This is a genomic window from Mucilaginibacter sp. P19, assembly GCF_050632265.1.
In the GTDB taxonomy this organism is placed as follows: domain Bacteria; phylum Bacteroidota; class Bacteroidia; order Sphingobacteriales; family Sphingobacteriaceae; genus Mucilaginibacter; species Mucilaginibacter gossypii.
The window spans coordinates 113,318-135,533 of record NZ_CP192586.1; the positions used below are offsets into that span (position 1 = coordinate 113,318).

The 22,216-nt window shown below is 44.0% G+C and carries 20 protein-coding genes; 6 read left to right on the forward strand and 14 right to left on the reverse strand.

Annotation, left to right across the window (positions count from 1 at the left end; translation table 11 throughout):
- Positions 1-2: 2 nt before the first annotated feature.
- The 14 genes from ACQ86K_RS00535 to amaB all read right to left on the reverse strand — a co-directional run bounded on the left by ACQ86K_RS00535 (position 3) and on the right by amaB (position 13,541).
- Positions 3-1,391: a LutB/LldF family L-lactate oxidation iron-sulfur protein gene (locus tag ACQ86K_RS00535; RefSeq protein WP_091173030.1), complete on the reverse strand. Its 1,389-nt coding sequence runs from the start codon at positions 1,389-1,391 to the stop codon at positions 3-5.
- A 322-nt stretch (positions 1,392-1,713) separates the two neighbouring features.
- The gene (locus ACQ86K_RS00540) at positions 1,714-2,331 is read right to left on the reverse strand and encodes a M28 family peptidase (protein ID WP_431199547.1); all 618 of its coding nucleotides are present in this window, start codon (positions 2,329-2,331) and stop codon (positions 1,714-1,716) included.
- A gap of 7 nt (positions 2,332-2,338) precedes the next feature.
- Complete coding sequence (locus ACQ86K_RS00545; protein ID WP_431199548.1) at positions 2,339-3,283, reverse strand: hypothetical protein; 945 nt, start codon at positions 3,281-3,283, stop codon at positions 2,339-2,341.
- A gap of 128 nt (positions 3,284-3,411) precedes the next feature.
- Positions 3,412-3,849 (reverse strand): ribose 5-phosphate isomerase B, encoded by a 438-nt coding sequence (gene rpiB, locus ACQ86K_RS00550; RefSeq protein WP_091173023.1) that lies wholly within the window; start codon positions 3,847-3,849, stop codon positions 3,412-3,414.
- A gap of 171 nt (positions 3,850-4,020) precedes the next feature.
- Positions 4,021-4,890, reverse strand: a complete 870-nt coding sequence (gene tatC, locus ACQ86K_RS00555) for a twin-arginine translocase subunit TatC (protein WP_091173019.1) — start codon at positions 4,888-4,890, stop codon at positions 4,021-4,023.
- A gap of 74 nt (positions 4,891-4,964) precedes the next feature.
- A complete protein-coding gene (gene accC / locus ACQ86K_RS00560) occupies positions 4,965-6,299 on the reverse strand; it encodes an acetyl-CoA carboxylase biotin carboxylase subunit (RefSeq protein ID WP_091173015.1) in 1,335 nt (444 codons plus the stop codon).
- A 148-nt stretch (positions 6,300-6,447) separates the two neighbouring features.
- On the reverse strand, positions 6,448-6,921 hold the full coding sequence (gene accB / locus ACQ86K_RS00565) for an acetyl-CoA carboxylase biotin carboxyl carrier protein (RefSeq protein ID WP_091173011.1): 474 nt from the start codon (positions 6,919-6,921) through the stop codon (positions 6,448-6,450).
- Positions 6,922-7,182: 261 nt separating this feature from the next.
- Positions 7,183-8,172, reverse strand: coding sequence for a beta-ketoacyl-ACP synthase III (locus tag ACQ86K_RS00570; RefSeq protein ID WP_091173008.1), 990 nt, complete (start codon positions 8,170-8,172; stop codon positions 7,183-7,185).
- Positions 8,173-8,182: 10 nt separating this feature from the next.
- Positions 8,183-9,121 (reverse strand): phosphate acyltransferase PlsX, encoded by a 939-nt coding sequence (gene plsX, locus ACQ86K_RS00575; RefSeq protein WP_090534780.1) that lies wholly within the window; start codon positions 9,119-9,121, stop codon positions 8,183-8,185.
- 16 nt (positions 9,122-9,137) lie between these two features.
- Positions 9,138-9,329, reverse strand: a complete 192-nt coding sequence (gene rpmF / locus ACQ86K_RS00580; protein ID WP_090534782.1) for a 50S ribosomal protein L32 — start codon at positions 9,327-9,329, stop codon at positions 9,138-9,140.
- Between the two features lie 16 nt (positions 9,330-9,345).
- Positions 9,346-9,870, reverse strand: coding sequence for a YceD family protein (locus ACQ86K_RS00585; RefSeq protein ID WP_091173002.1), 525 nt, complete (start codon positions 9,868-9,870; stop codon positions 9,346-9,348).
- A 160-nt stretch (positions 9,871-10,030) separates the two neighbouring features.
- Positions 10,031-11,461, reverse strand: coding sequence for a S8 family serine peptidase (locus tag ACQ86K_RS00590; protein WP_431200766.1), 1,431 nt, complete (start codon positions 11,459-11,461; stop codon positions 10,031-10,033).
- Positions 11,407-11,679: a hypothetical protein gene (locus tag ACQ86K_RS00595; RefSeq protein WP_431199549.1), complete on the reverse strand. Its 273-nt coding sequence runs from the start codon at positions 11,677-11,679 to the stop codon at positions 11,407-11,409. Before ACQ86K_RS00595 ends, ACQ86K_RS00590 begins: the two co-directional genes overlap by 55 nt.
- A 320-nt stretch (positions 11,680-11,999) precedes the next feature.
- Positions 12,000-13,541, reverse strand: a complete 1,542-nt coding sequence (amaB, locus tag ACQ86K_RS00600; RefSeq protein WP_091172993.1) for an L-piperidine-6-carboxylate dehydrogenase — start codon at positions 13,539-13,541, stop codon at positions 12,000-12,002.
- 238 nt (positions 13,542-13,779) lie between these two features.
- Here amaB and ACQ86K_RS00605 point away from each other — a divergent pair, with 238 nt between their 5' ends.
- The 6 genes from ACQ86K_RS00605 (at position 13,780) to ACQ86K_RS00630 (ending at position 22,037) form a co-directional block, all read left to right on the forward strand.
- Positions 13,780-15,183 carry a tetratricopeptide repeat protein gene (locus ACQ86K_RS00605; protein WP_091172989.1) on the forward strand — a complete coding sequence of 468 codons (1,404 nt, stop codon included), beginning with the start codon at positions 13,780-13,782 and terminating at the stop codon, positions 15,181-15,183.
- Positions 15,184-15,475: 292 nt separating this feature from the next.
- Complete coding sequence (locus tag ACQ86K_RS00610; protein ID WP_090534791.1) at positions 15,476-16,237, forward strand: phosphosulfolactate synthase; 762 nt, start codon at positions 15,476-15,478, stop codon at positions 16,235-16,237.
- Positions 16,238-16,618: 381 nt separating this feature from the next.
- Positions 16,619-16,987, forward strand: coding sequence for a hypothetical protein (locus tag ACQ86K_RS00615; protein WP_431199550.1), 369 nt, complete (start codon positions 16,619-16,621; stop codon positions 16,985-16,987).
- The gene (locus ACQ86K_RS00620; protein WP_431199551.1) at positions 16,956-19,949 is read left to right on the forward strand and encodes an adenosylcobalamin-dependent ribonucleoside-diphosphate reductase; all 2,994 of its coding nucleotides are present in this window, start codon (positions 16,956-16,958) and stop codon (positions 19,947-19,949) included. The genes ACQ86K_RS00615 and ACQ86K_RS00620 overlap by 32 nt, the downstream gene beginning before the upstream one ends.
- Before the next feature lie 183 nt (positions 19,950-20,132).
- A complete protein-coding gene (locus tag ACQ86K_RS00625) occupies positions 20,133-21,146 on the forward strand; it encodes an LLM class flavin-dependent oxidoreductase (protein WP_091172979.1) in 1,014 nt (337 codons plus the stop codon).
- A gap of 156 nt (positions 21,147-21,302) precedes the next feature.
- On the forward strand, positions 21,303-22,037 hold the full coding sequence (locus ACQ86K_RS00630) for an acyl-CoA desaturase (RefSeq protein WP_091172976.1): 735 nt from the start codon (positions 21,303-21,305) through the stop codon (positions 22,035-22,037).
- Positions 22,038-22,216 lie beyond the last annotated feature (179 nt).

Here is a 22,216-nt window from a genome sequence, read left to right on the forward strand (position 1 = left end):
CATTATTCTTCGGGTGTGTTGTTCATTTCCTGCCATTGCTTGCTAAATGACTTATCAGCTACCCGAGGCATCTCGCGTAAATGGCCCCAGGTACGTTTAAAGAAGGTTTTAAGCAGGAAGTTTTTCATGCCGCCGCCAAAAAAATCGGTAAGTTTGCGTTTAAGCATTCCCTTTTTCCAGATAGCCCAGCCCCAGCGTTCTTTATTGGTAACCAGGTTTTCGTTAACCGCATCGCGGCGGTTAAGGAGCAACATTTTATGGATGTCGATCTTAACCGGGCAAACCTCGGTACATTTACCACACAGGCTTGAAGCATAGCTCAGGTGTTTAAAATTTTCCATCCCCTGAGTATGCGGGGTAATAATAGAGCCTATCGGGCCACTGTAAGTGGTGGCATAAGTGTGGCCTCCAATGTTTTTATAAATGGGGCAACCGTTAAGGCAAGCCCCGCAACGGATGCAGTAAAGGCCCTGGCGCTGGTCTTTTTTTGCCAGCAGGTTGGTGCGGCCATTATCCAGCAGTACTACGTACATTTCCTCAGGTCCGTCGGTTTCATCCGGCCGGCGCGGACCACTTAATATAGTATTGTAAACCGTAAGATTTTGGCCGGTACCATGAGTAGATAGCATTGGCCAAAACAAGTCCAGATCGGTAATGGAAGGGATGATCTTCTCGATCCCCACAATGGCAATATGGATTTTAGGGAATGTAGTACAAAGGCGCGCGTTGCCTTCATTTTCGCTGATGGCGATGCTGCCGGTATCTGCTAATAAGAAATTGGCACCGGTAATACCTACATCGGCCTGTACATATTTTTCACGAAGCAACTCACGGGCTTTCAGGGTAATTTGTTCGGGCGTGGCATCAATGGGGGTGCCAAATTTTTCGTGGAAAAGTTTCGCGATATCCTCCTTGCTGAGGTGCATAGCCGGGGTAACAATATGATATGGCTTTTGGCCCAGCAGCTGCACTATATATTCACCCAGGTCGGTTTCAAGCGATTCTATTTGATTGCTCTCTAAAAACTCGTTCAGGTGAATTTCTTCCGTAACCATCGATTTGGATTTCACCACAGTTTTGGCGTTGGCTTTTTTGATGATGTTCAGGATTTCGCGCTGGGCCTCCTCAACGTCATTTGCCCAGATCACCTTGCCGCCTCGTTTCTGAAAATTGGCCTCAAATTCGGGTAGGAACTTATCCAGGTTTTCCATCACCTTCCATTTAAGCACATGACCTTTCTTTTTGGCATTATCTAAATTGATAATGCGCGAAAGGCCCCGCGATACCGCTGTATTGTACCGGTCAATATTGAAGTTGATGATGCGACGGTGATCGGCATCAAAAGCCTTCTCCTCCGATTTTACCAAAAATTCTTCAGCGGTTGCTCCCATATATGCGAAAGTAGGATTTTTGTTTTATTTTTTGGGTGAGTGGTTGATTAAGTTGATTATATGGGTGGTTGTTTTTGAACAGATAACATGTTAGAAGGTTTTAAAAGCTTCTCATTGCCGTAGGTTTAGCGCAGCGTAACCCGTGGTTCTAAATAATTGAAGCTTTCAGCTTCAGTGGTTAAGTTGAAAACTTAACCGATACAACCCACGGGTTACGCTGCGCTAAACCCACGGGAGTTATTTATAAAACACAAAAGGCGCATATTGTGCGCCTTTTGTGTTTTATTTTGATGAGAGAACCACTCTCCCCATCAACCACTCACTATTTCCCTCGGGCAGCAGCTTCATCCACTACAGGGCGTTTATCGCGGTTAGCAAGCTCCCATCCTGTGTAAAATACCAGTTGAGCGCGTTTGGCGAGTAGCGGGAAATTGATTTTGCTTACTTCATCACCCGGCTGGTGGTAATCAGCGTGTACACCGTTGAAGTAGAAGATGATTGGTACGCCATGTTTTGCAAAATTGTAATGATCGCTGCGGTAGTAAAACCTGTTTGGATCATTTGGATCGTCATACTTGTAATCAAGCTTTAACTTGGTATAAGTGTTATTGGCATTCTCGCCAATTTCATGCAGTTCTTTGCTTAGCATGGCCGACCCGATGGGGTAGACATAATTTGCAGAATCGGGTTTGCCGATATATTCTTCACCAACGCGGCCAATCATATCAATGTTTAAATCGGTAATGGTATTAGCCAGTGGGAATACAGGATGATCTGAATAATACTCAGACCCTAATAAACCTTTCTCTTCGCCAATGTTACCTAAAAACAGGATGCTGCGGCGTGGCCCGTGCCCATCTTTTTTAGCTTTAGCGAACGCGCGAGCAATTTCCAGAACGCCGGTAGTACCTGATCCATCATCATCGGCACCGTTGTTCACTTTATCTTTAGCCTTTTCTGTCGGGGTTTAAACCGATGTGGTCATAATGTGCCGAAAAGACCAACACTTCATCTTTCAGGTCGGTACCCTGCATATAGCCTAACACATCAACCGCTTTTACATCTTTTTTAGTAGTTGCGTAGTTTATAACCACGTTGTTTTTAATGTCTGTTGCAGGAGTAGTAGATGCTGCCGAAGCAGATTTAAGATCAGCATAAGTTTTGCCGGTTGGTTTTATCAGTTCGTCAGCCAACGCTGCAGTGATGTTAAATACAGGGGCATTGGTGTTTGCCGGTTTGCCTGCTTCGTCTTTAATGGTTAACCGCGGACTTGTTACGCTTTTTCCAAAACGGGCCAGTGCGGCGGCAATACCAGGGTTAGCAGCTAATATAATAGCCGGATTTTTGCTTTGTAAGTTTTTTACAACCTTCATACGCGCATTGCTCATGCGGTAGCTGGTGTTTGGTGTTGTGCCTGCTTCGGGTTTATCTTCGTTGATCCAAAGTATAATTTTACCCGCCAGATCAGTGCTGCCTATTTCGGCATCGGTACCGTAGCCAACAAAAACGATATCACTTACAGATGTGCTTTTATCCGGGAATGCTCCTCCTAAATAAAAATCGGTACCATACTCAAACGATTTACCATTAACAGTAAATGCTGTTACTTTTAAAGCATTTTCGGTAAGTGGCACGTCAAAAAAGTATGAGCCGTTAACGGGTGCCTGCAGGCCTAATTTTTTAAATTCGGCGGCTATATAGTTAGCGGCCTTTTCAGCGCCTGGTTTGCCCGTTTCGCGGCCTTCAAAGGCATCCGAAGCCAGGATGCTCAGGTGCTTTTTCGCATCTTCAGCAGTTATGAGCCCGGCATATTTCATTGCCGTGGCATTCTGCTGGGCACAGGCTGTCGTTGCCGAAGCCAGCGCGATGAGCAATAGTGGTAATTTATTCATTCTTTTAGTTAATAGTTCTTTTTTTGAGGTTAAAGGGCAAAGGTGAAAGGCAAAAGGCAGCTGCCTTTTGCAAAACAAACGAAGAGATAAAAAAACCTTTAACCTTTCGCCTTTTCCCTTTAACCTAATTACATGCAGGCTATCTTTTCCACACGGTTAGCATGCCTGCCGCCTTCAAATTCAGTATTTAAAAATGTAGTTACTATAGCGTTCGCTTCTTCGGGGGTAACAAAGCGGGCAGGTACGCAAACTATGTTGGCATTATTATGGCTACGGGCCAGTACTGCTATTTCTTCTTTCCAGCAAATGGCAGCACGAATGCCCTGGTGTTTGTTGGCGGTTATGGCAACGCCATTGGCGGCGCCGCAAATCAGGATCCCCAGGTCGCATTCACCGCTTTCAACGGCATTGGCTACAGGGTGGGCAAAATCGGGATAATCAACCGATTCGGATGAATAGGTGCCGAAATCTTTTACTTCGACAGAAGACAGTGCCTTTGTTAAAATTTGTTTGTAATCATACCCGGCGTGGTCCGAACCGATAGCTATTTTTAATCCTTGCTTCATTTATCAAAAGTATAACGTTTTATCGCTTTTTAAAGGTAAATAATTTGTTATAAACCAACCGGCGTGTATCTACCGAAAAGGGGGATTATTACAGTCAAAAATATGCAGATCTCACTTTTTCGATACAGTCCAATAAAAACTACTTGTTAACTGTAAAATAAAGCGATTTTACTATTCGCCTTTTTCGAAATCAAGTTCCTTTTTGATCTTACGTTTTTCAACAAGGCCTGCTACAACAATACTAACCTCATACAACACAAACAGCGGGATACTAACAACTGTCATGGTGAGCATATCAGGAGTTGGGGTAACCACGGCGGCTATGACCAGGATCACCACAATAGCATAACGGCGGGTTTCTTTCATGAACTTAGGCGTCATGATACCCAGGTTAGCCAATATATAAACCAGTATAGGCAATTGGAAAACAACGCCTGTAGCGAGGGTAAGGGTAGCTACTGACGAGATATAAGAATCGATATCAAATAAGTTTTGGATAACCGTACTTACTGTATAACTCGACAGGAAATTAATAGACATCGGTGTGATCACAAAGTAACCAAAAGTGATCCCTAAAAAGAAAAGCACACAGGCATAAAATACAAAGCCGGTTGCGGCTTTACGCTCGGCGTCATGCAATGCGGGTTTAATAAAACGCCATATCTCCCATATCAGGTAAGGAACGCCTAATGTAATACCAATAATTAATGCCGAGTTAATTTGGAGGGTAAACTGCCCCGCCATTTCGGTGTTGATTAATTTAATATTTACTTTGTCAATGCAAAAACCATCCCGGTGCAAAGCTGCACCAATTTTGCAAAGCATCCGGTAAGTCCAGAAGGTTGATTTACTGGGGCCCATGATAATGGTATCAAAGATCCAGTCGTAGTAGTAAAAAACAACAGCGGTAAATATTACAATTGCTACCGAAGCTCTTACGAGGTGCCATCTCAAGGCTTCGAGGTGATCAAAGAACGACATTTCTGCCTCTAACGTTTTACCTTTATCCTTTATGGCCTTGATGATCTTGTTTTCGCTCATTGTAATATATACCGCTGTATCAACGCTATAGTGCTAAATACGTTTTATAGTATGAAGATAGTTTGAATTTATTTTTATAATTCAAATGTATCCATAAACTTGGTGGTAAAGTTACCAGCGCGGAAGTTAGGATCCTTCAATAATTTTAAATGGAATGGAATAGTAGTTTTCACGCCTTCTATCACAAATTCGCTCAATGCGCGCTCCATGGTGCTTAAAGCTTCATCGCGGGTTTGGGCCACGCAAATTACCTTTGCAATCATCGAATCGTAGTTTGGCGGGATAACATAGCCTGTATACACGTGTGTATCAATACGTACACCATGGCCACCGGGAGAGTGGAAATTGGTTATTTTACCCGGTGACGGACGGAAACTGTTAAACGGATCTTCGGCATTGATACGGCATTCAATGGCATGCATTGTTGGCTCGTAATTTTTACCTGAAATAGGGATTCCTGCAGCTACCTTAATTTGCTCTTTGATCAGGTCGAAGTTAATCACCTCTTCGGTAACCGGGTGTTCTACCTGGATGCGGGTGTTCATCTCCATAAAGTAGAAGTTGCGATCTTTATCAACCAAAAACTCTACAGTGCCGGCACCTTCATATTTAACAGCTTTGGCGCCTTTAATAGCTGCCTCACCCATTTTTTTACGGAGTTTTTCGGTCATGAAAGGGGAAGGTGATTCCTCAACCAGTTTCTGGTGACGGCGCTGAATAGAGCAGTCACGTTCAGAAAGATGGCATACTTTGCCAAACTGATCGCCCACAACCTGAATTTCGATGTGGCGCGGGTCCTGAACATATTTTTCAAGGTATAAGCCATCGTTACCAAAGGCTGCACCTGATTCGGCACGAGCCGAGTCCCAGGCGTTCTCAAACTCTTCGTCTTTCCAAACAATGCGCATCCCGCGGCCACCACCGCCGGCAGTTGCTTTTAATATAACAGGGTAACCTATTTTATTGGCGATAGCAATACCCGATTTTACATCGGCAAGCAGACCATCAGATCCGGGAACAATAGGCACACCGGCTTTTTTCATGGTATCTTTGGCCGAAGCTTTATCACCCATCTGGTTGATCTGCTCGGCAGTAGCACCGATAAATTTGATACCATACTCAGCGCAAATGGCCGAAAATTTAGCATTTTCAGACAGGAAACCGTAACCTGGATGGATCGCATCTGCATTGGTTAGTTCGGCAGCCGAAATGATATTAGGAATATTTAAATAAGAATCGCGGCTTGGCGGCGGACCGATACAAACAGCTTCGTCGGCAAAACGAACGTGAAGGCTGTCGCGATCTGCAGTTGAATATACAGCAACCGTTTTAATACCCATTTCCTTACAGGTGCGGATAATACGAAGGGCGATTTCGCCACGGTTAGCTATTAATATTTTTTTAAACATTGTTTTTCTTGAATGTGCAAATTACAGATGTGCAAATATGCAGATGAAAAATATTAATGAATGATTGAAGGGCAAATATGTAAATTATAAATGTGCAAACGAATTAAATATCATCTGCACATCTGTAATCTGCACATATGTGCATCAATTAAACTGGTTCTACTAAAAACAGTGGTTGATCGTACTCAACTGGTGAAGCGTTATCAACAAGTACTTTTACTATACGGCCTGAAACTTCAGATTCAATTTCATTGAACAGTTTCATAGCCTCAATGATACATACTACGCTACCTGGTTTAATCTCGTCGCCAACATTAACAAACAGGGGTTTATCCGGGCTTGATGAACGATAAAAAGTACCGATCATTGGTGATTTTACGGTAATGTATTTCGACGTATCCGGAGCAGCAGGAGCAGCAGGCTCAACAGGCGCAGGAGCCGGTGCAGTTGGTAATGCCTGTGTAACAGGTTGCGTAACTGCCGGAATAGTGGCATGAACCACTGTAGGTTGCACCTCGTTGGTTTTTATTGTGATCTTAAAATCTTTTTGCTCGATTGATACTTCGTTCACGCCCGATTTGGAAACAAAGCGAATAAGGTCCTGAATTTGTTTAATATCCATGTTGAAGGATTAATTGGTTTTGGACAAAGTTTATATCTAAGTTATAGTCAAATGTGCAGATATGCAAATGCGCAAATATGCAAGTTATGTGTTGATTAATTAGTGAGCGGATACCATAAGTAGCCCGTTAGTTGCGTTGTTCATAAGCAGATAACATGCACTTTTTACGGATGTTTTAATTTTTTGATATATCAAATATGCTTTTTAATAGAAAATTTGCACATCTGCACATCTGAAATTTGAACATCTATAATCCGTACATCAATAAGCCCATTTTAAATAAACTGAACCCCAGGTAAAGCCACCGCCAAAGGCTGCTAAAATAAGGTTATCCCCTTTTTTAAACTTGCTTTCCCATTCCCACAGGCAAAGTGGGATGGTGCCGTTGGTGGTATTGCCATAGCGCTCGATGTTAATGATCACTTTATCTGAACTTATACCTGTACGGTTTGCAGTAGCATCGATAATACGCTTGTTGGCCTGGTGTGGTACCAGCCAGGCAATATCATCACCGGTTAGGTGGTTGCGTTCCATTACCTCGTGCGCAACATCGGCCATATTGGTTACTGCAAATTTAAACACGGCCTGGCCTTCCTGGTAGGCGAAGTGTTCTTTAGCGTCAACCGTTTCATGGCTTGCCGGTTTCAATGAGCCGCCGGCTTTTAGGTTTAAATACTGTGCACCCGAACCATCGCTCTTTAAAATAGAATCGATGATACCGTTACCCTCTTCGTTTGGCTCAAGTAATACAGCACCGCAGCCATCGCCAAAAATAATACAGGTAGCACGGTCTTCATAATTAACAATAGCCGACATTTTATCGCCGCCTACTACCAATACTTTTTTGTGCTTACCGCTTTCAATAAATTGTGCGCCTGATGTTAAACCGTACAGGAAGCCTGAACAGGCTGCCTGCAAATCAAATCCCCATGCGTTTTTAGCACCAATTTTATGCGCTAAAAGGTTTGCTGTAGCCGGGAAGATCATATCGGGGGTAGTAGTACAAAAGATGATAAGATCGATCTCCTCGGCACCGATGCCGCGTTTTCTGAGCAGCTCGGTAACGGCAGGGACCGCCATATCAGATGTAGCAAGGCCTTCGCCTTTTAATATGCGCCGCTCTTTGATACCGGTACGGCTGGTTATCCATTCGTCATTTGTATCAACCATTGTTTCCAGTTCCTGGTTGGTTAATACATAGTCGGGAACGTAACCATGTACTGCGGTAATAGCGGCATGAACTTTACTCATCTTTATAAAATTACTGGAATGCTTGTTTTATTTTATCAACGAGGTTACTCTCCACCATATTCCTTGATAAAAGGACCATGTTTTTTATTGCCTCGGGGCTCGAGATGCCGTGACCAACAACAACGGGGGCATTTACACCCAGTATAGGGCTGCCACCGTATTGTTCATAATTAAACCTGTCAAAAAACTCGTCCTTTAGCTGTTTCTTCCGCGTTATAACATAGAACGATTCGGCAAGCTTTAATATTACATTGCCGGTAAAACCATCGCATACATAAACGTCGGCGCTTTCACTGAAAAGATCGCGTCCTTCAACATTACCCACAAAGTTAAACAACGATGTAGCTTTCATTAATGGGTAGGTGGCCTGGCTAAGGATATTACCTTTTTCTTCTTCTTCGCCGATGTTCATGAGAGCAACACGCGGGTTGCTGATATCATAAACTGCCTGTGCAAATAAACTGCCGAGTACACCGAACTGAACAAGCACATCTGGCTTACAATCGGCATTGGCACCTACATCCAACAAAATACCCAAACCGCCTTTAAGTTTGGGTACAATAGTAGTCATTGCCGGGCGTACAACACCCGGAATAGTTTTTACGCTGAACATGGCACCAACAAGCATGGCGCCGGTATTGCCAGCCGATGAGAAGGCCTGAATTTCGCCGCTTTTTAACAGTTGGAACCCAACTGATATGCTCGAATCAGGCTTCTGAACAATAGCTTTGGTGGGGTGCTCACCCATACCAATAACTTCGGTTGTATGTACAAACTCGAAGTTATCAGGGCTTACACCATTTTCCTGAAGAATACTTACTGTAACTTCCTTATCGCCAATAAGCACCAGTTTCTGGTCGGCAGATAAAGTTTTATACGCTTCGATAGCTCCTAAAACAGCTGCTTTGGGAGCGTAATCACCGCCCATAATATCTAAGCCAATCTTCATTTTCAGAAAATTAAACTTATGCTACTGCTGCTTTCTCAATAAGAACTTTACCGTTGTAGTAAACATTACCATCAACAGTATATGCCCTGTGCGGCAAATGCACAGCGCCTGTAGTTTGGCAGGTAGTTAAAGTTGGAGCTTCCGCTTTGTAATGCGTTCTGCGTTTATCTCTCCTTGATTTCGAAAATTTCCGCTTTGGATGTGGCATAATATCCTAATATTAATTATTTATTCATTTTCCTGAGCGCATCCCACCGTGGGTCTGTTTGCTCACTTTGTTCACCATTTGCCGAAAAGCTATTTAGTTTTTCAAGCATTTCTTTATCACAATAAGGGGTTTCACCCTCGTTGTCGCAAACCGATGTAAACGGCACTGCAACGTTAATGTATTCATAAATCAGCCCGGCTACATCAATCTCATGATCGTTTTTGCCAAGGGTAATGATCTCCTCGTCTTCATCTATCAATTCATCGCTGAACTTAGCTATTTGCTGTTCAGTAATATCAACCTGCTGCGGCAGTTGCGATAAACACCTGTCGCAGGTGGTATCAATTGTGCCGTCTATCTTAAAATTCAGGATCAGCATAGTTTCCTGCTTATCCAGTTCAACCTCGCAGTGCAGGGTTGCTTTTTTTACGAGCGAATATTCAAACTCATCAAAAAAGTCATCCTGTATGTCATACTCAAACTGGTGTTTCCCAAGTTTAAGCCCCGTAAAGGGAATCGAATATTTTTTAAGCGATTTCAATGAGCAACAATTAGCCCGCAAATGTAGAGAAAAATACCATAACTGGAAAGTGTTTTTTTATTTTGCCCCTTTGAAGAGGCGAAAGGCGCCTGGTTAAAGGTAAAAGGTTATGTTACAGCGATTTTTATGTGCGCAAAAATCGCTGTAACATTGTTAAAAATCAATTTGCTAAGCTGTCGCCTTTCATCTTTGAGGCCAGTTGCAATGCTTTGTAAGCATTTACAATGCCCCCGGTTTTGGATAGCGTTGTAAAATCAACCTTTTCGGTTTTGCTGCCGGGTTTTAATACCATGGTGCCCCTTAGCGGTGTTGCCGAGCCTAAAATAGCTTCCTTTACCTGCTTAGCACTCAGGCTTGGATAGTATTCTAATATCAAAGCCGCAATGCCTGCCGTTATTGGCGACGAAAAGCTGGTGCCGTCTTCTGTATCAACCTCAGCATCGGTAGTAATGGAGGTAACTTTTACCCCCGGCGCAAATATATCCACGCTTTTTTTGCCGTAGTTGGAAAAATCGCCGGCAAGGTTTTGCCCCATTCTGGGCCCCGACGCACCAACGCTGATCACGTTATCAGCATCGCTTGATGAGCCATCTAAGAAAGTATCATTTGGAAATTCGGGCTGAAGATCCATGTCCTGGTTATCGTTACCGGCAGCCATCACTAATAAAACATTCTTTGAGGCAGCATATTTGAAAGCGGCATCTACCCATTCCTTATGCGGCGAGATCTTTTTTCCGAAACTCATGTTAACCACCCTGGCGCCGTTATCAACCGCGTAGCGTATAGCATTGGCTACGTCTTTATCATATTCATCGCCATTAGGGATGGCCTTAATGATCATCAGTTTTACATTATCGGCCACACCGTTGATACCATAATTGTTGTTACGCACCGCGCCAATGAGCCCGGCCACACCGGTGCCATGTGCCGCATCGGCAAATTTTACCAGGTTATTGCCATATGGTTTGCCATCCATTGTATCAGGGTCATCCCCCACAACGCGCTTACGCGAAGTAAGATCAGGCGATACATCGTTGTTGAGCTTTGCAAGATATTCGCTTAGGTCTTTAATGATTTTGGCGTTGGTGGAACCGGCTCCCTCCTGCGAAAATACTGATTCCCAAACATATTTGCTTTGGCTTAGGGTGTCATTAGTGGCTTTAACCTTAACAAGGTCGGCCTGGCTAAAAGTGCCGTTTGCCGGTAAGTTCAGACCGCGCTTAATATACCCGCTGGTAACCATCAACGCGTTCATTACCGGCGAAAGCTGGCCGATTTCGGTATTGGCCTTGTTTACTGTTGAATCATAAACCGTTTTAACACGCAGCCAGTAAGCATATTCTTTTTTATTGGTAGCAGTCGAATCCGTAACCGAGGCATATTTACCTTTTAATTTATTGTATTCACGTACCTCTTCTGTGGTTTCGGTAAAGTCGGCTTTGCCGCCGGGGCCGCCTAAAAAGTTCCATCCGTGTATATCGTCAACGTAGCCGTTATGGTCGTCATCAATGCCGTTTCCCGGAATTTCTTTTTTATTTATCCATAGCACTGTTTTAAGATCCGTTTGTGAGGTATCGGCACCACTGTCAATAGTTGCAACAACAACCGGCTTGCTTTTTTGCCTTGCACAAACATATAAGCCTGCTTTAAGCTGATGCCGTAAAAGCCGCTCTCCTTTAAATCAAGCAGATGCCAGGCTTTTGGCGGGGCAGGATCGGTAACAGGGGCCTGTTGTGCCGATGCCGGTAAATTAACTAATAATGCTGCTGATAAAGTGGTTGCGCTTAAATACTTGCAAAATTTGAACATGAACAGTGTTTAATATGATGTCTTTATTTAAAGACTAATGAATCGTTTTAGTTTCTATATAATCTTACCAGGCTTTTTACGTGCCGGCTTTCATTTAGGTTAATTTTTATTTTCAGGGTGTTTCCTCTGGCCGGGCTATCCGCTCATACGCCTGCAGGCCTTACGCTCGTGGCCGGTATCCGCTACTATCCCTAACACTGTCTGAACCGGGATTTGGGTGGATTATGGGGATGGACAGGATTTTTTCTTGTGTCCTACTTATAAAATAGGAACAGCAATCCCATAAATCCTAAAAACTCCTCCAAATCCTGGTTCAGAAACTACAAATCAAACTTTATCCCCTGGGCTAAAGGCAGCGTTTTTGAATAGTTTATAGTATTGGTTTGTCGCCTCATATAAACTTTCCATGCATCCGAACCTGATTCCCTGCCGCCGCCGGTTTCCTTTTCGCCACCGAAAGCGCCGCCTATTTCGGCGCCCGATGTACCGATGTTAACATTGGCAATTCCGCAATCAGAACCTGCGTAGGATAGAAATTGTTCTGCCTCGCGCAAATTATTGGTCATAATAGCCGATGACAGTCCTTGCAGAACACCATTTTGCAGGTCGATGGCCTCCTCAATAGTGCTGTATTTAATGAGGTAAAGGATAGGGGCAAAGGTTTCATGCTGCACTATCTTAAAGTGATTTTTAACTTCGGCAATGCACGGTTTAACATAGCAACCAGATTCATAACCTGCGCCTTCCAGCTTGCCGCCTTCAACTACAAAGTTGCCGCCTTCGGCTTTGCATTTTTCAATCGACTCAAGATACAAGGCAACAGCATCGGCGTCAATCAACGGCCCCATATGGTTGTGCTCATTCAATGGGTTTCCAATCCTGATTTGTTTGTAGGCGCTAACTAATTTTTGTTTAAAGGCATCGTAAACGCTTTCGTGAATAATAAGCCTGCGGGTACTGGTACAACGCTGGCCGGCAGTACCCACTGCACCAAACACCGCGCCGATGAGCGACATGTCCAAATCGGCATTTTCGCTGATGATAATTGAATTGTTACCGCCAAGCTCCAGCAGGCTTTTGCCCAACCTTGCACCAACCGCGGCGCTCACCGCTTTACCCATACGGGTTGAACCTGTGGCTGAAATTAAGGGAACACGCGTATCAGCAGCCATGAGCTCACCAATGTTGCGGTCGCCGATAACCAGGCATGAAACGCCTTCTTCAATGTTATTCTTCTTAAAAACCTCCTGTGCTATATGCTGGCAGGCAATAGCTGTTAAAGGCGTTTTTTCGGATGGTTTCCAGATGCATACATCGCCGCACACCCAGGCCAGCAGGGAGTTCCAGCTCCAAACTGCAACAGGAAAGTTAAATGCCGAAATAATACCAACTATACCCAGCGGGTGGTATTGCTCATACATGCGGTGCTCTGGTCTTTCGCTGTGCATGGTTAAGCCATATAATTGGCGGCTTAAGCCAACTGCAAAATCGGCAATATCTATCATTTCCTGCACCTCGCCCAGGCCTTCCTGCAGGCTTTTGCCCATTTCGTAGGATACCAGGGTGCCCAGGTCATGCTTGGCTGCGCGTAAAGCCTCACCAATCTGGCGCACTATTTCGCCCCGTTTAGGTGCCGGGGTTTTACGCCAGGTTTTAAATGCTTTGGCTGCCTGCTCAATCGTCTGGTTATAATCTGCTTCGGTTGCCAGCCTTACTGATGCTATTTTTTTGCCATCGACCGGCGATGTTATATTTTTTACTGCAGCACCGTTGCTGCTGCCCCAGGTACTGCCTGTACTAAAGGCGTCATTAATATCGTTTATATGTAAACGTTTTAGGATATCTGAAATATTAGGCTCCATAATTGTTACTTTTGCCAAAGGTAGAAATCTTTAGGGCAATTTTTCAGAATCACTCATCGCTTGCCTGTTGTATCCATTGTCATTAATTATCAATGCTTTGTATTGAACAGTTGTTAAGAATGTTTGAATGTTGAAAACTAAATTGCATTTTGGATGCTTACTTATTGTAATTTGAACTCAATAAGTCTTTACAAGGCAATTTGTCAACCTAAAGCGGATGTTCTGCAAACAAAATTGAATGGAAGAAGAATTTGAATTTGGTTTTACCGAAGACCCAAAATTCTCGGTAGAACGGTACGAGGAAATGATCAGAAATCAGGACTTGTACTTTTTTGATGCCCAGGCGTTTGAGAACATTATCGACTACTACATCGAAAAAAATGATCCGGCCAGGGCATTACAGGTAGCAGAGTACGCGAGAAGCCAGCACCCTTTTGCGGCAATTTTCCTGATTAAACAGGCCCAACTGCTTGTGGTAAGCAACAAGGTTCCGGAGGCTTTTGCCGCTTTGGACCAAGCTGCTATGCTCGAAGCATCTGACGCGGATATCTATATCATCCGTGGTAATCTGTACGAAAGCCTGGAGCGTTACTCCGAGGCGCTGGAAAATTACGAAAAAGCGCTTGACCTTGCCGAAGAGACCGACGAGATCCTGCTGCACATAGCCTACGTTTATCAAAACATGGGCGATTATGATACTGCTATAACCTATCTTAAGCTTTGCCTTAAGCAAAATATGGAAAACCAGGATGCCCTTTACGAGCTGGCTTTTTGCTACGACGTAATGGACAACCAGCAGGAAAGCGTACAGTTTTATCAGCAATATATCGATAACGAACCGTACAGCTACGCGGCCTGGTATAACTTGGGCAACGCTTATACCAAGCTGAGTCTGTTTGAAAAAGCCATCGATGCTTATGACTATGCTATATTAATTAAGGACAGCTTTGCTTCGGCCTATTTTAACAAAGGCAACGCACTGGTTAACCTTGAAAAATATGCAGAAGCTATAGAAGTATACCGTCATACTTTTGAGTATGAACAGCCTAATGCCGATACGTATTGTGCCATTGGCGAATGCTACGAAAAGCTGGAGCAAATGGACGACGCCCGGGCTTTCTACAAAAAATCGGTTAAAATGGATCCAAAGCTGGCCGATGCCTGGTTTGGGATAGGTGTAACCCTTGATTTTGAGGAGCGCTATTTTGAGGCCCTGCACTTTTATAAAAAAGCGCTTGACCTTGACATCGCCAATGCCGATTACTGGTTTGCTATTGCCGATGCCGAATATAAGCTCGGGCATTTGGATGAAGCAGAAAAGGCTTACGAAAAGGTGGTTGAGCTAAATCCGCTTGATATTGACGCCTGGCTTGATTATTCGTCGATACTTTACGAGCAGCAAAAGCTTAATGAAGCTATTGAAATTATAGCCCAGGCTATCAAAAATAATCCCGAAGCGGCCGAGCTTTACTATCGTATGGTTGCCTACCTGTTTGCCAAAGGCGAATACAATGAAGCCCTTAACAACTTGGAGTATGCTTTAGCAGCCGATCCGGAAAAACATTACATCCTGTTTGATTACCTGCCGCAATTGCAAAAGAATAAAGTGATTGTGGATATTATCAACAGGTATACTAAGTAGGGAGAATGGTTGATTGAGTTGATTAGGTGAATGGTTCTATCTCTTAAATAAGGTAAAACACGAAAAGACGCATAGAATATGTGTCTTTTCGTGTTTTAAGATAAACGCGCGGCCGCAAGATGACGGCATATCACCCCACTCACTTAATCAACTCAATCAACAACTCACTACCAACAATGAATTTACCATGAGCTTTAAAATCATTTAACATTTGAAATTTGCACATCTGCATATTTGTTGCGACCTTTGCCTCGTTAGAACTTTTAGTTATAGGCTATAACAAATATTTACAATGAACTACACTATTAATCATCTTCCTGATCGTACAACTAAACCCCGCGATAAAGGCATTACCATGGTTATGGACAAAGGCCTTAGCTTGCGCCAGGTTGAAGATTTTATTGAAGTTGGCGGGCCGTATACTGACATTGTAAAGCTGGGTTGGGCTACATCATATGTAACCCCTAACCTTGAACAAAAGCTAAAGCTCTACCGGGAGGCGGGGATCCCTGTTTATTTTGGGGGAACCTTATTTGAGGCCTTTATTGTACGTAACCAGTTTGACGATTACCGCCGTTTATTGGATAAGTACCAACTGGAACATTGCGAAGTATCCGATGGTTCGATCACTATTGAGCATGATGTAAAATGTAACTATATCAGCGAGCTGGCCAAACAAGTTACAGTAATATCTGAAGTGGGCTCAAAAGATGTTCAAAAGATTTTTGCTCCTTATAAATGGATCAAATTGATGAATGCCGAAATTGAGGCCGGCTCATGGAAGGTGATAGCCGAAGCTCGTGAAAGCGGTAACGTTGGTATCTATCGTGATTCGGGAGAGGTACGCCAGGGGTTGATTGATGAGATCCTGACCCAGATCCCCGAAGGGACAATTATATGGGAAGCGCCTCAAAAAGCGCAGCAAGTTTGGTTCATTAAATTGATAGGTGCAAATGTAAGCCTGGGTAATATCGCCCCAACGGATATCATCCCGCTTGAAACCCTAAGGTTAGGTATCCGCAGCGATACTTTCGACCATTTTTTAGAGATGTAATTGTTGACTGATCTTAATATAACAATTTACCCAGCCTCCGGAGCAATCCGGAGGCTTTTTGTTTTAGAAAGCAAGAGTCAATCTTACACACATGCAACCTGACAAGACTGGCACCGGCAGGCTAAAGCACAGTGACTGAGCATTGTTAAAACTATATGTCTTTTTTCAAAAAAAACACATGAATTCTTAATTATCAACACTGCAAGTATTTAAAAATCAATTAATTTCTCTTGCATAAGAACAAGGGATGCATGTTATTCCAGGCATGTGGAAAACTCCGGCTATTATGCTGTTCAGCATACTAATAGATTTGATTTAAAACCCCTGAACCTTTTTAACGTTGCACGTACTCAGTTAATTTTATCATAATCTGTAAAAGCTATGGCTAAAAACATTACCAGGAAGGCGCCCGCAGCAAGCGGGGAAAAGGGGCTCAAAGCCGAACGCTATTTCACCAAAGAAGGTACCAGTGTTTACGACCTGTTTAAATATGAAAAGCGATCGTCGGTGATCCGCAACCCCTCAGGCGATGCTGTATTTGAAATGAACGATGTTGAGGTACCGGCGGGCTGGTCGCAGGTGGCTACTGATATCCTGGCTCAAAAATATTTCCGTAAGGCAGGCGTACCTCAACCCGACGGCTCAACCGGATCTGAAAAAAGCATTAAACAAGTTGCCCACCGTATGGCCAACTGCTGGAAGGATTGGGGCATGCGATATGGTTATTTTGCTCTCGTCAAAAGATGCTGAGATTTTTTATGATGAAATAGTTTATACTATTATTGGGCAACTGGCTGCTCCAAACTCGCCGCAATGGTTCAATACCGGCTTGCATACTTCATACGGCATTACCGGCAAACCACAGGGCCACTATTATGTCGACCCGGTAACAGAACAGTTGAGCAAGTCAACCTCAGCTTATGAGCGCCCGCAGCCGCACGCCTGCTTCATCCTTTCTGTTGATGACGATTTGGTGAACGAGGGCGGCATCATGGACCTTTGGGTTCGTGAGGCCCGTATTTTCAAATACGGATCGGGCGTAGGCACAAACTTTTCTAAGATCCGCGGCGAGAGTGAAAAACTATCGGGCGGTGGTTATTCATCGGGCCTGATGTCATTCCTGAAAATAGGCGACAGGGCAGCGGGAGCTATCAAATCGGGCGGGACAACCCGTAGGGCAGCCAAAATGGTTTGCCTTGACCTGGATCACCCCGAAATTGAGGGTTTTGTGAACTGGAAAGTGGAAGAAGAAAAGAAAGTAGCAGCCCTGATAGCCGCAGGTTATTCGTCTGATTATGAAGGCGAGGCCTACCGCACGGTATCGGGTCAAAACTCCAATAACTCGGTACGCATTCCCAACAGCTTTTTCACAGCACTTAAAACCGGCTCGGCCTGGAATTTAACCAGCCGGATGAGCGGCAAAGCCGTTAAATCCATATCCTCGCAAAAACTGTGGGACGATATCGCTTTTGCTGCCTGGGCCTGTGCCGATCCGGGTGTTCAGTTTGATAGCACCATCAATGAGTGGCATACATGCCCCGAAGGTGGCAGGATCAATGCATCTAACCCCTGCTCGGAGTATATGTTTTTAGATAATACAGCCTGTAACCTGGCATCCATCAACCTTGCTCATTTCTTTAATCCGCAAACACGTGTATTTGATGTAAAGGGTTTTGAACATGCCTGCCGCATGTGGACCATTGTACTGGAAATTTCCGTATTGATGGCTCAATTCCCATCAAAAGAAGTAGCACAATTATCCTATGATTACCGCACGCTTGGCCTTGGTTATGCCAACCTGGGTTCGGCCCTGATGGTGAACGGCATACCTTATGATAGTGACGAAGCGCGTGCTATTGGCGGCGCCATCACCGCCATCATGACCGGCACTGCCTATGCAACTTCAGCCGAAATGGCCCGTGAGTTGGGTGCTTTCAGCCGTTACAATGATAATAAGGAGCACATGATGCGGGTGATGCGCAACCATCGATATGCTGCGTATAACTCTACCGAAAACTACGAGGGACTGGAAATTACCCCTCCGGGTATTAACCCAAAGCATTGCCCCGATTACCTGCTTTCAGCTGCCTGCAATGCCTGGGACAAGGCTGTTGAAATGGGCGAAAAATACGGCTACCGCAACGCCCAAACCACTGTTATTGCTCCGACGGGAACTATCGGTTTGGTGATGGATTGTGATACTACGGGTATCGAGCCGGATTTTGCACTGGTGAAATTTAAGAAGCTATCGGGCGGCGGTTACTTCAAGATCATTAACCAGGCCGTACCGGAGGCTTTGCGCAATTTAGGTTACCAGGAACATGAGGTTACCGCCATTGTTAATTATGCCAAAGGTGCAGCGACCCTAAAAGGTGCTCCGCATATCAATATAGATACGCTTAAAGCCAAAGGTTTTAATGATGATGAACTGGAAAAGCTGGACAAAGGCCTGGTATCTGCCTTTGAGATCAGTTTTGCTTTCAATATCTGGTCGCTGGGCGAAGAATGTTTGAAACGTTTGGGCATCACGGCCGAGCAGTATAATGCGCCCGATTTTAATGTGCTGCGCGCACTTGGTTTCAGCAAAAAACAAATTGCAGAAGCTAATGAGTATATCTGCGGTACTATGACCATTGAGGGAGCGCCGTACCTGAAACAACATCACTATCCTATTTTTGATTGCGCCAACAAATGCGGCGCAAAAGGCCAGCGCTATATCCATGCCCATGGGCACATCAAAATGATGGCAGCAGCGCAGCCGTTTCTTTCGGGTGCCATTTCAAAAACCATCAACCTGCCAAACGAAGCCAAAGTTGATGAGATCAAAGATTGCTACGAGCTTTCGTGGAAGCTGGGCCTGAAAGCCAACGCACTTTATCGTGATGGCTGTAAGCTATCCCAACCGCTCTCAACCAAATCAGATGTTAAGGAAGAAGCTGATGACAAGCTGGATACAATTGAAGAAGTATTAGGCGAAGCTGCTAACGTAAAACTGAGCGATCTGACACCCGAGCAGGTTATTGAAGCAGCCATGGCCATCATGGAGAAATCAAAGGATACAAATTTTATGCGCCAGCTTTCGCGTGTAGTGCAAAAGAAACACCTGCCGTACAAACGCCGCGGCTTTACGCAAAAGGCCAGTATTGACGGGCAAACCGTATTTGTACGTACCGGGGAATATGAGGACGGTACCCTGGGCGAGATTTTTGTAGATATGCATAAAGAAGGTGCAACCTTCCGCTCATTGATGAACTGTTTTGCCATCGCGGTTTCTATCGGCCTGCAATATGGTGTACCGCTGGAAGAATACGTAGAAAAATTTACCTTCACCCGTTTTGAACCGGCGGGAATGGTGGTAGGGCATACCAATATTAAAAGTGCAACCTCCATTATCGATTATATTTTCAGGATGCTGGGCTATGAATACCAGGACCGCACCGACCTGGTACACATCATAACCGATAAAAATGGCATATTGGGAAACCCGCAAATGGGTGATGAGGATTTTAATGCCGATGAAACCAATGTGTACCAGCCATCTACGCTATCTTCAGATAATTCTATTAATGCTCAAAGAAAAGGCTTATCTTTCGATGTTAGTATGGGTGTACAAAGTGATGCGCCAAGCTGTAACGTTTGCGGGCATACCACGATTCGTTCAGGTACCTGTTATAAATGCTTAAACTGCGGCAACTCAATGGGATGCTCGTAATCAATACGGATTTTTTCAAATCAATTATAAATAGTTAATTATGTTTAGCCCCGCTCACCAGGCGGGGCTTATTTATTACCAGGGTCAAAATTAATGCAGCAGTAATAGTAATTGCAATGCCATAAAAGCCCTGGCATAAAGCCCGCCTGCAACCCGATGCTTATTTTTGTGTTCACAATAGATATGAGCACAAACAAAATTAAACTGAGCGTGCTCGACCAGTCGCCAATAAGAAAAGGCGCTACTGCCGAGCAGGCCATACAGGAAACTATACAACTGGCAAAATATACCGATACCCTTGGCTACACCCGCTTCTGGATTTCGGAACATCATAATATGGGTATTATAGCAGGCTCAACGCCCGAAGTATTATTAGCCCATTTGGCCGGCGAAACTAAAAACATGCGCATGGGGTCGGGCGGTATCATGATGCCAAACCACAGCACCCTTAAAGTTGCTGAAAATTTTAGGATGCTGGAGGCGCTGTTCCCCGGCCGGATTGACCTTGGAATGGGCCGCGCGCCGGGTACTGACAGGATCACCGCAGCCGCGCTTAACCCTTCAAACCAGTTCAGGGAGCAGGACTTTGTTGAGCAACTGGCCGATCTGCAGAATTACTTTCATGATACTTACGAACCGGGAACCATACAGGCGCGTATCAGGGCTATCCCGCAGATTAAAACCGTGCCTAACATGTGGTTGCTAAGCTCAAGCGGACAAAGCGGCTTGTTTGCAGCGCATTTCGGTATGGGTTTTTCCTTTGCACATTTTATTAACCCCAATGGCGGACCTGAAAGTGTTAAAATGTACAAGGAGCGATTTCAGCCATCTGATGATCTGCAACAGCCAGAGGCCAATGTAGCGGTGTTTATCTTCTGTTCGGAAGATGAAGAAAAAGTAAAGCAACACCAGGCCGTTATGGACCATCGCTTTCTGCAGTTTGAAAAAGGCGGGCCAATAGTGCCGCTAAGCTATGACGATGTGAAAGATGTGGAGTATACGCCTGCCGAACAGGAACGCATTCGTTATAATCGTTACCGTGTAATTGCCGGTTCGCCTGCCGAGCTGAAGCTGAAGTTAATGTGGCTTGCCAATGACTATGAAGTGGATGAGATCATGGCTGTTACCATTACCGAAAACTTTGAAGACAGGCTTGAATCGTACCGATTGTTGGCCAAACAGTTTGAACTATTATAATTCCGGTAAATAACTTTTTTAATTAAATGCCGTTTCTATACCAGTAACGGCATTTTTTGTTAACGCCTGTATCATTATTCACATATTAAAAAACTTTATAAGGCTTTAAATCGTATCTTTGGAAAGATTATAAATAAGTCTATTTTCTACAATTCAATGGTTATTATCATATTCTTTATAGCGCACTGGTTTCTGTCGCTATTTTTTCAAACGTTTTTCCTGCACAGGTACGCATCTCACAAAATGTTCACAACCAATAAGTTTTACGAAGGAATGTTTTACCTGCTTACTTATGTTTGCCAGGGATCATCGTTTTTAAACCCGAGGGCTTATGCCATTATGCACCGTGAACACCACGCATATAGTGATACCGAAAAGGATCCGCATTCGCCTCATTTTTTTAAGGATGTTTTCCAGATGATGGTATATACAGCTAAAAGCTACAGGCTACACGTAAAGAAGCTTAAAGAACCTGAAGAACGTTTTAAAGGTAACATTCCTGAATGGCGTTTTGTTGATTTCATAGGATCATCGGTTGTATCCCGTATTTCATTCGGCATTTTATATATTTTATTTTATGTAGAATTTGCTACCGCATGGTGGATGTATCTACTGATCCCGATTCACTTTTTAATGGGGCCAATTCATGGTGCTATTGTAAACTGGTGCGGCCATAAATATGGCTATCAAAATTTTGATAATGGAGATAAGTCAAAAAATACTACCCCGTTTGATTTTTTAATGCTGGGCGAACTATTTCAGAATAATCATCACAAACACCCCAACAAAGCCAATTTTGGCGCCAAATGGTTTGAGATAGACCCGGTTTACCCCGTAATGAAACTCATGCACTGGATGCGGATAATTAAATTGCGCAAAGCGTATTTATAAGCTTTTAAGGTTAAAGGCGAAAGGTCAAAGGCAAAAGGTTTTCTTTTCTGCTTTTGACCTTTTCTTTTAGGTGAAAGGTCAAAGGCGAAAGGAAAAAGGTTTTTATTTCGGGTTGTTAACCTACAGCTTTTATAATCACCTCAATAGTCTTTCACCATTTAGCTTCTGCGCTCTTCCCA

What these genes read in the sequence shown, in the direction of transcription:
- ACQ86K_RS00535 (WP_091173030.1), bottom strand. Translation starts at nt 1,391, where the DNA reads ATGGGAGCAACCGCTGAAGAATTTTTGGTAAAATCGGAGGAGAAGGCT.
- ACQ86K_RS00545 (WP_431199548.1), bottom strand. Translation starts at nt 3,283, where the DNA reads ATGAATAAATTACCACTATTGCTCATCGCGCTGGCTTCGGCAACGACA.
- rpiB (WP_091173023.1), bottom strand. Translation starts at nt 3,849, where the DNA reads ATGAAGCAAGGATTAAAAATAGCTATCGGTTCGGACCACGCCGGGTAT.
- tatC (WP_091173019.1), bottom strand. Translation starts at nt 4,890, where the DNA reads ATGAGCGAAAACAAGATCATCAAGGCCATAAAGGATAAAGGTAAAACG.
- accC (WP_091173015.1), bottom strand. Translation starts at nt 6,299, where the DNA reads ATGTTTAAAAAAATATTAATAGCTAACCGTGGCGAAATCGCCCTTCGT.
- accB (WP_091173011.1), bottom strand. Translation starts at nt 6,921, where the DNA reads ATGGATATTAAACAAATTCAGGACCTTATTCGCTTTGTTTCCAAATCG.
- ACQ86K_RS00570 (WP_091173008.1), bottom strand. Translation starts at nt 8,172, where the DNA reads ATGAGTAAAGTTCATGCCGCTATTACCGCAGTACATGGTTACGTTCCC.
- plsX (WP_090534780.1), bottom strand. Translation starts at nt 9,121, where the DNA reads ATGAAGATTGGCTTAGATATTATGGGCGGTGATTACGCTCCCAAAGCA.
- rpmF (WP_090534782.1), bottom strand. Translation starts at nt 9,329, where the DNA reads ATGCCACATCCAAAGCGGAAATTTTCGAAATCAAGGAGAGATAAACGC.
- ACQ86K_RS00595 (WP_431199549.1), bottom strand. Translation starts at nt 11,679, where the DNA reads ATGTTCAAATTTTGCAAGTATTTAAGCGCAACCACTTTATCAGCAGCA.
- amaB (WP_091172993.1), bottom strand. Translation starts at nt 13,541, where the DNA reads ATGGAGCCTAATATTTCAGATATCCTAAAACGTTTACATATAAACGAT.
- ACQ86K_RS00605 (WP_091172989.1), top strand. Translation starts at nt 13,780, where the DNA reads ATGGAAGAAGAATTTGAATTTGGTTTTACCGAAGACCCAAAATTCTCG.
- ACQ86K_RS00610 (WP_090534791.1), top strand. Translation starts at nt 15,476, where the DNA reads ATGAACTACACTATTAATCATCTTCCTGATCGTACAACTAAACCCCGC.
- ACQ86K_RS00615 (WP_431199550.1), top strand. Translation starts at nt 16,619, where the DNA reads ATGGCTAAAAACATTACCAGGAAGGCGCCCGCAGCAAGCGGGGAAAAG.
- ACQ86K_RS00620 (WP_431199551.1), top strand. Translation starts at nt 16,956, where the DNA reads ATGGTTATTTTGCTCTCGTCAAAAGATGCTGAGATTTTTTATGATGAA.
- ACQ86K_RS00625 (WP_091172979.1), top strand. Translation starts at nt 20,133, where the DNA reads ATGAGCACAAACAAAATTAAACTGAGCGTGCTCGACCAGTCGCCAATA.
- ACQ86K_RS00630 (WP_091172976.1), top strand. Translation starts at nt 21,303, where the DNA reads ATGGTTATTATCATATTCTTTATAGCGCACTGGTTTCTGTCGCTATTT.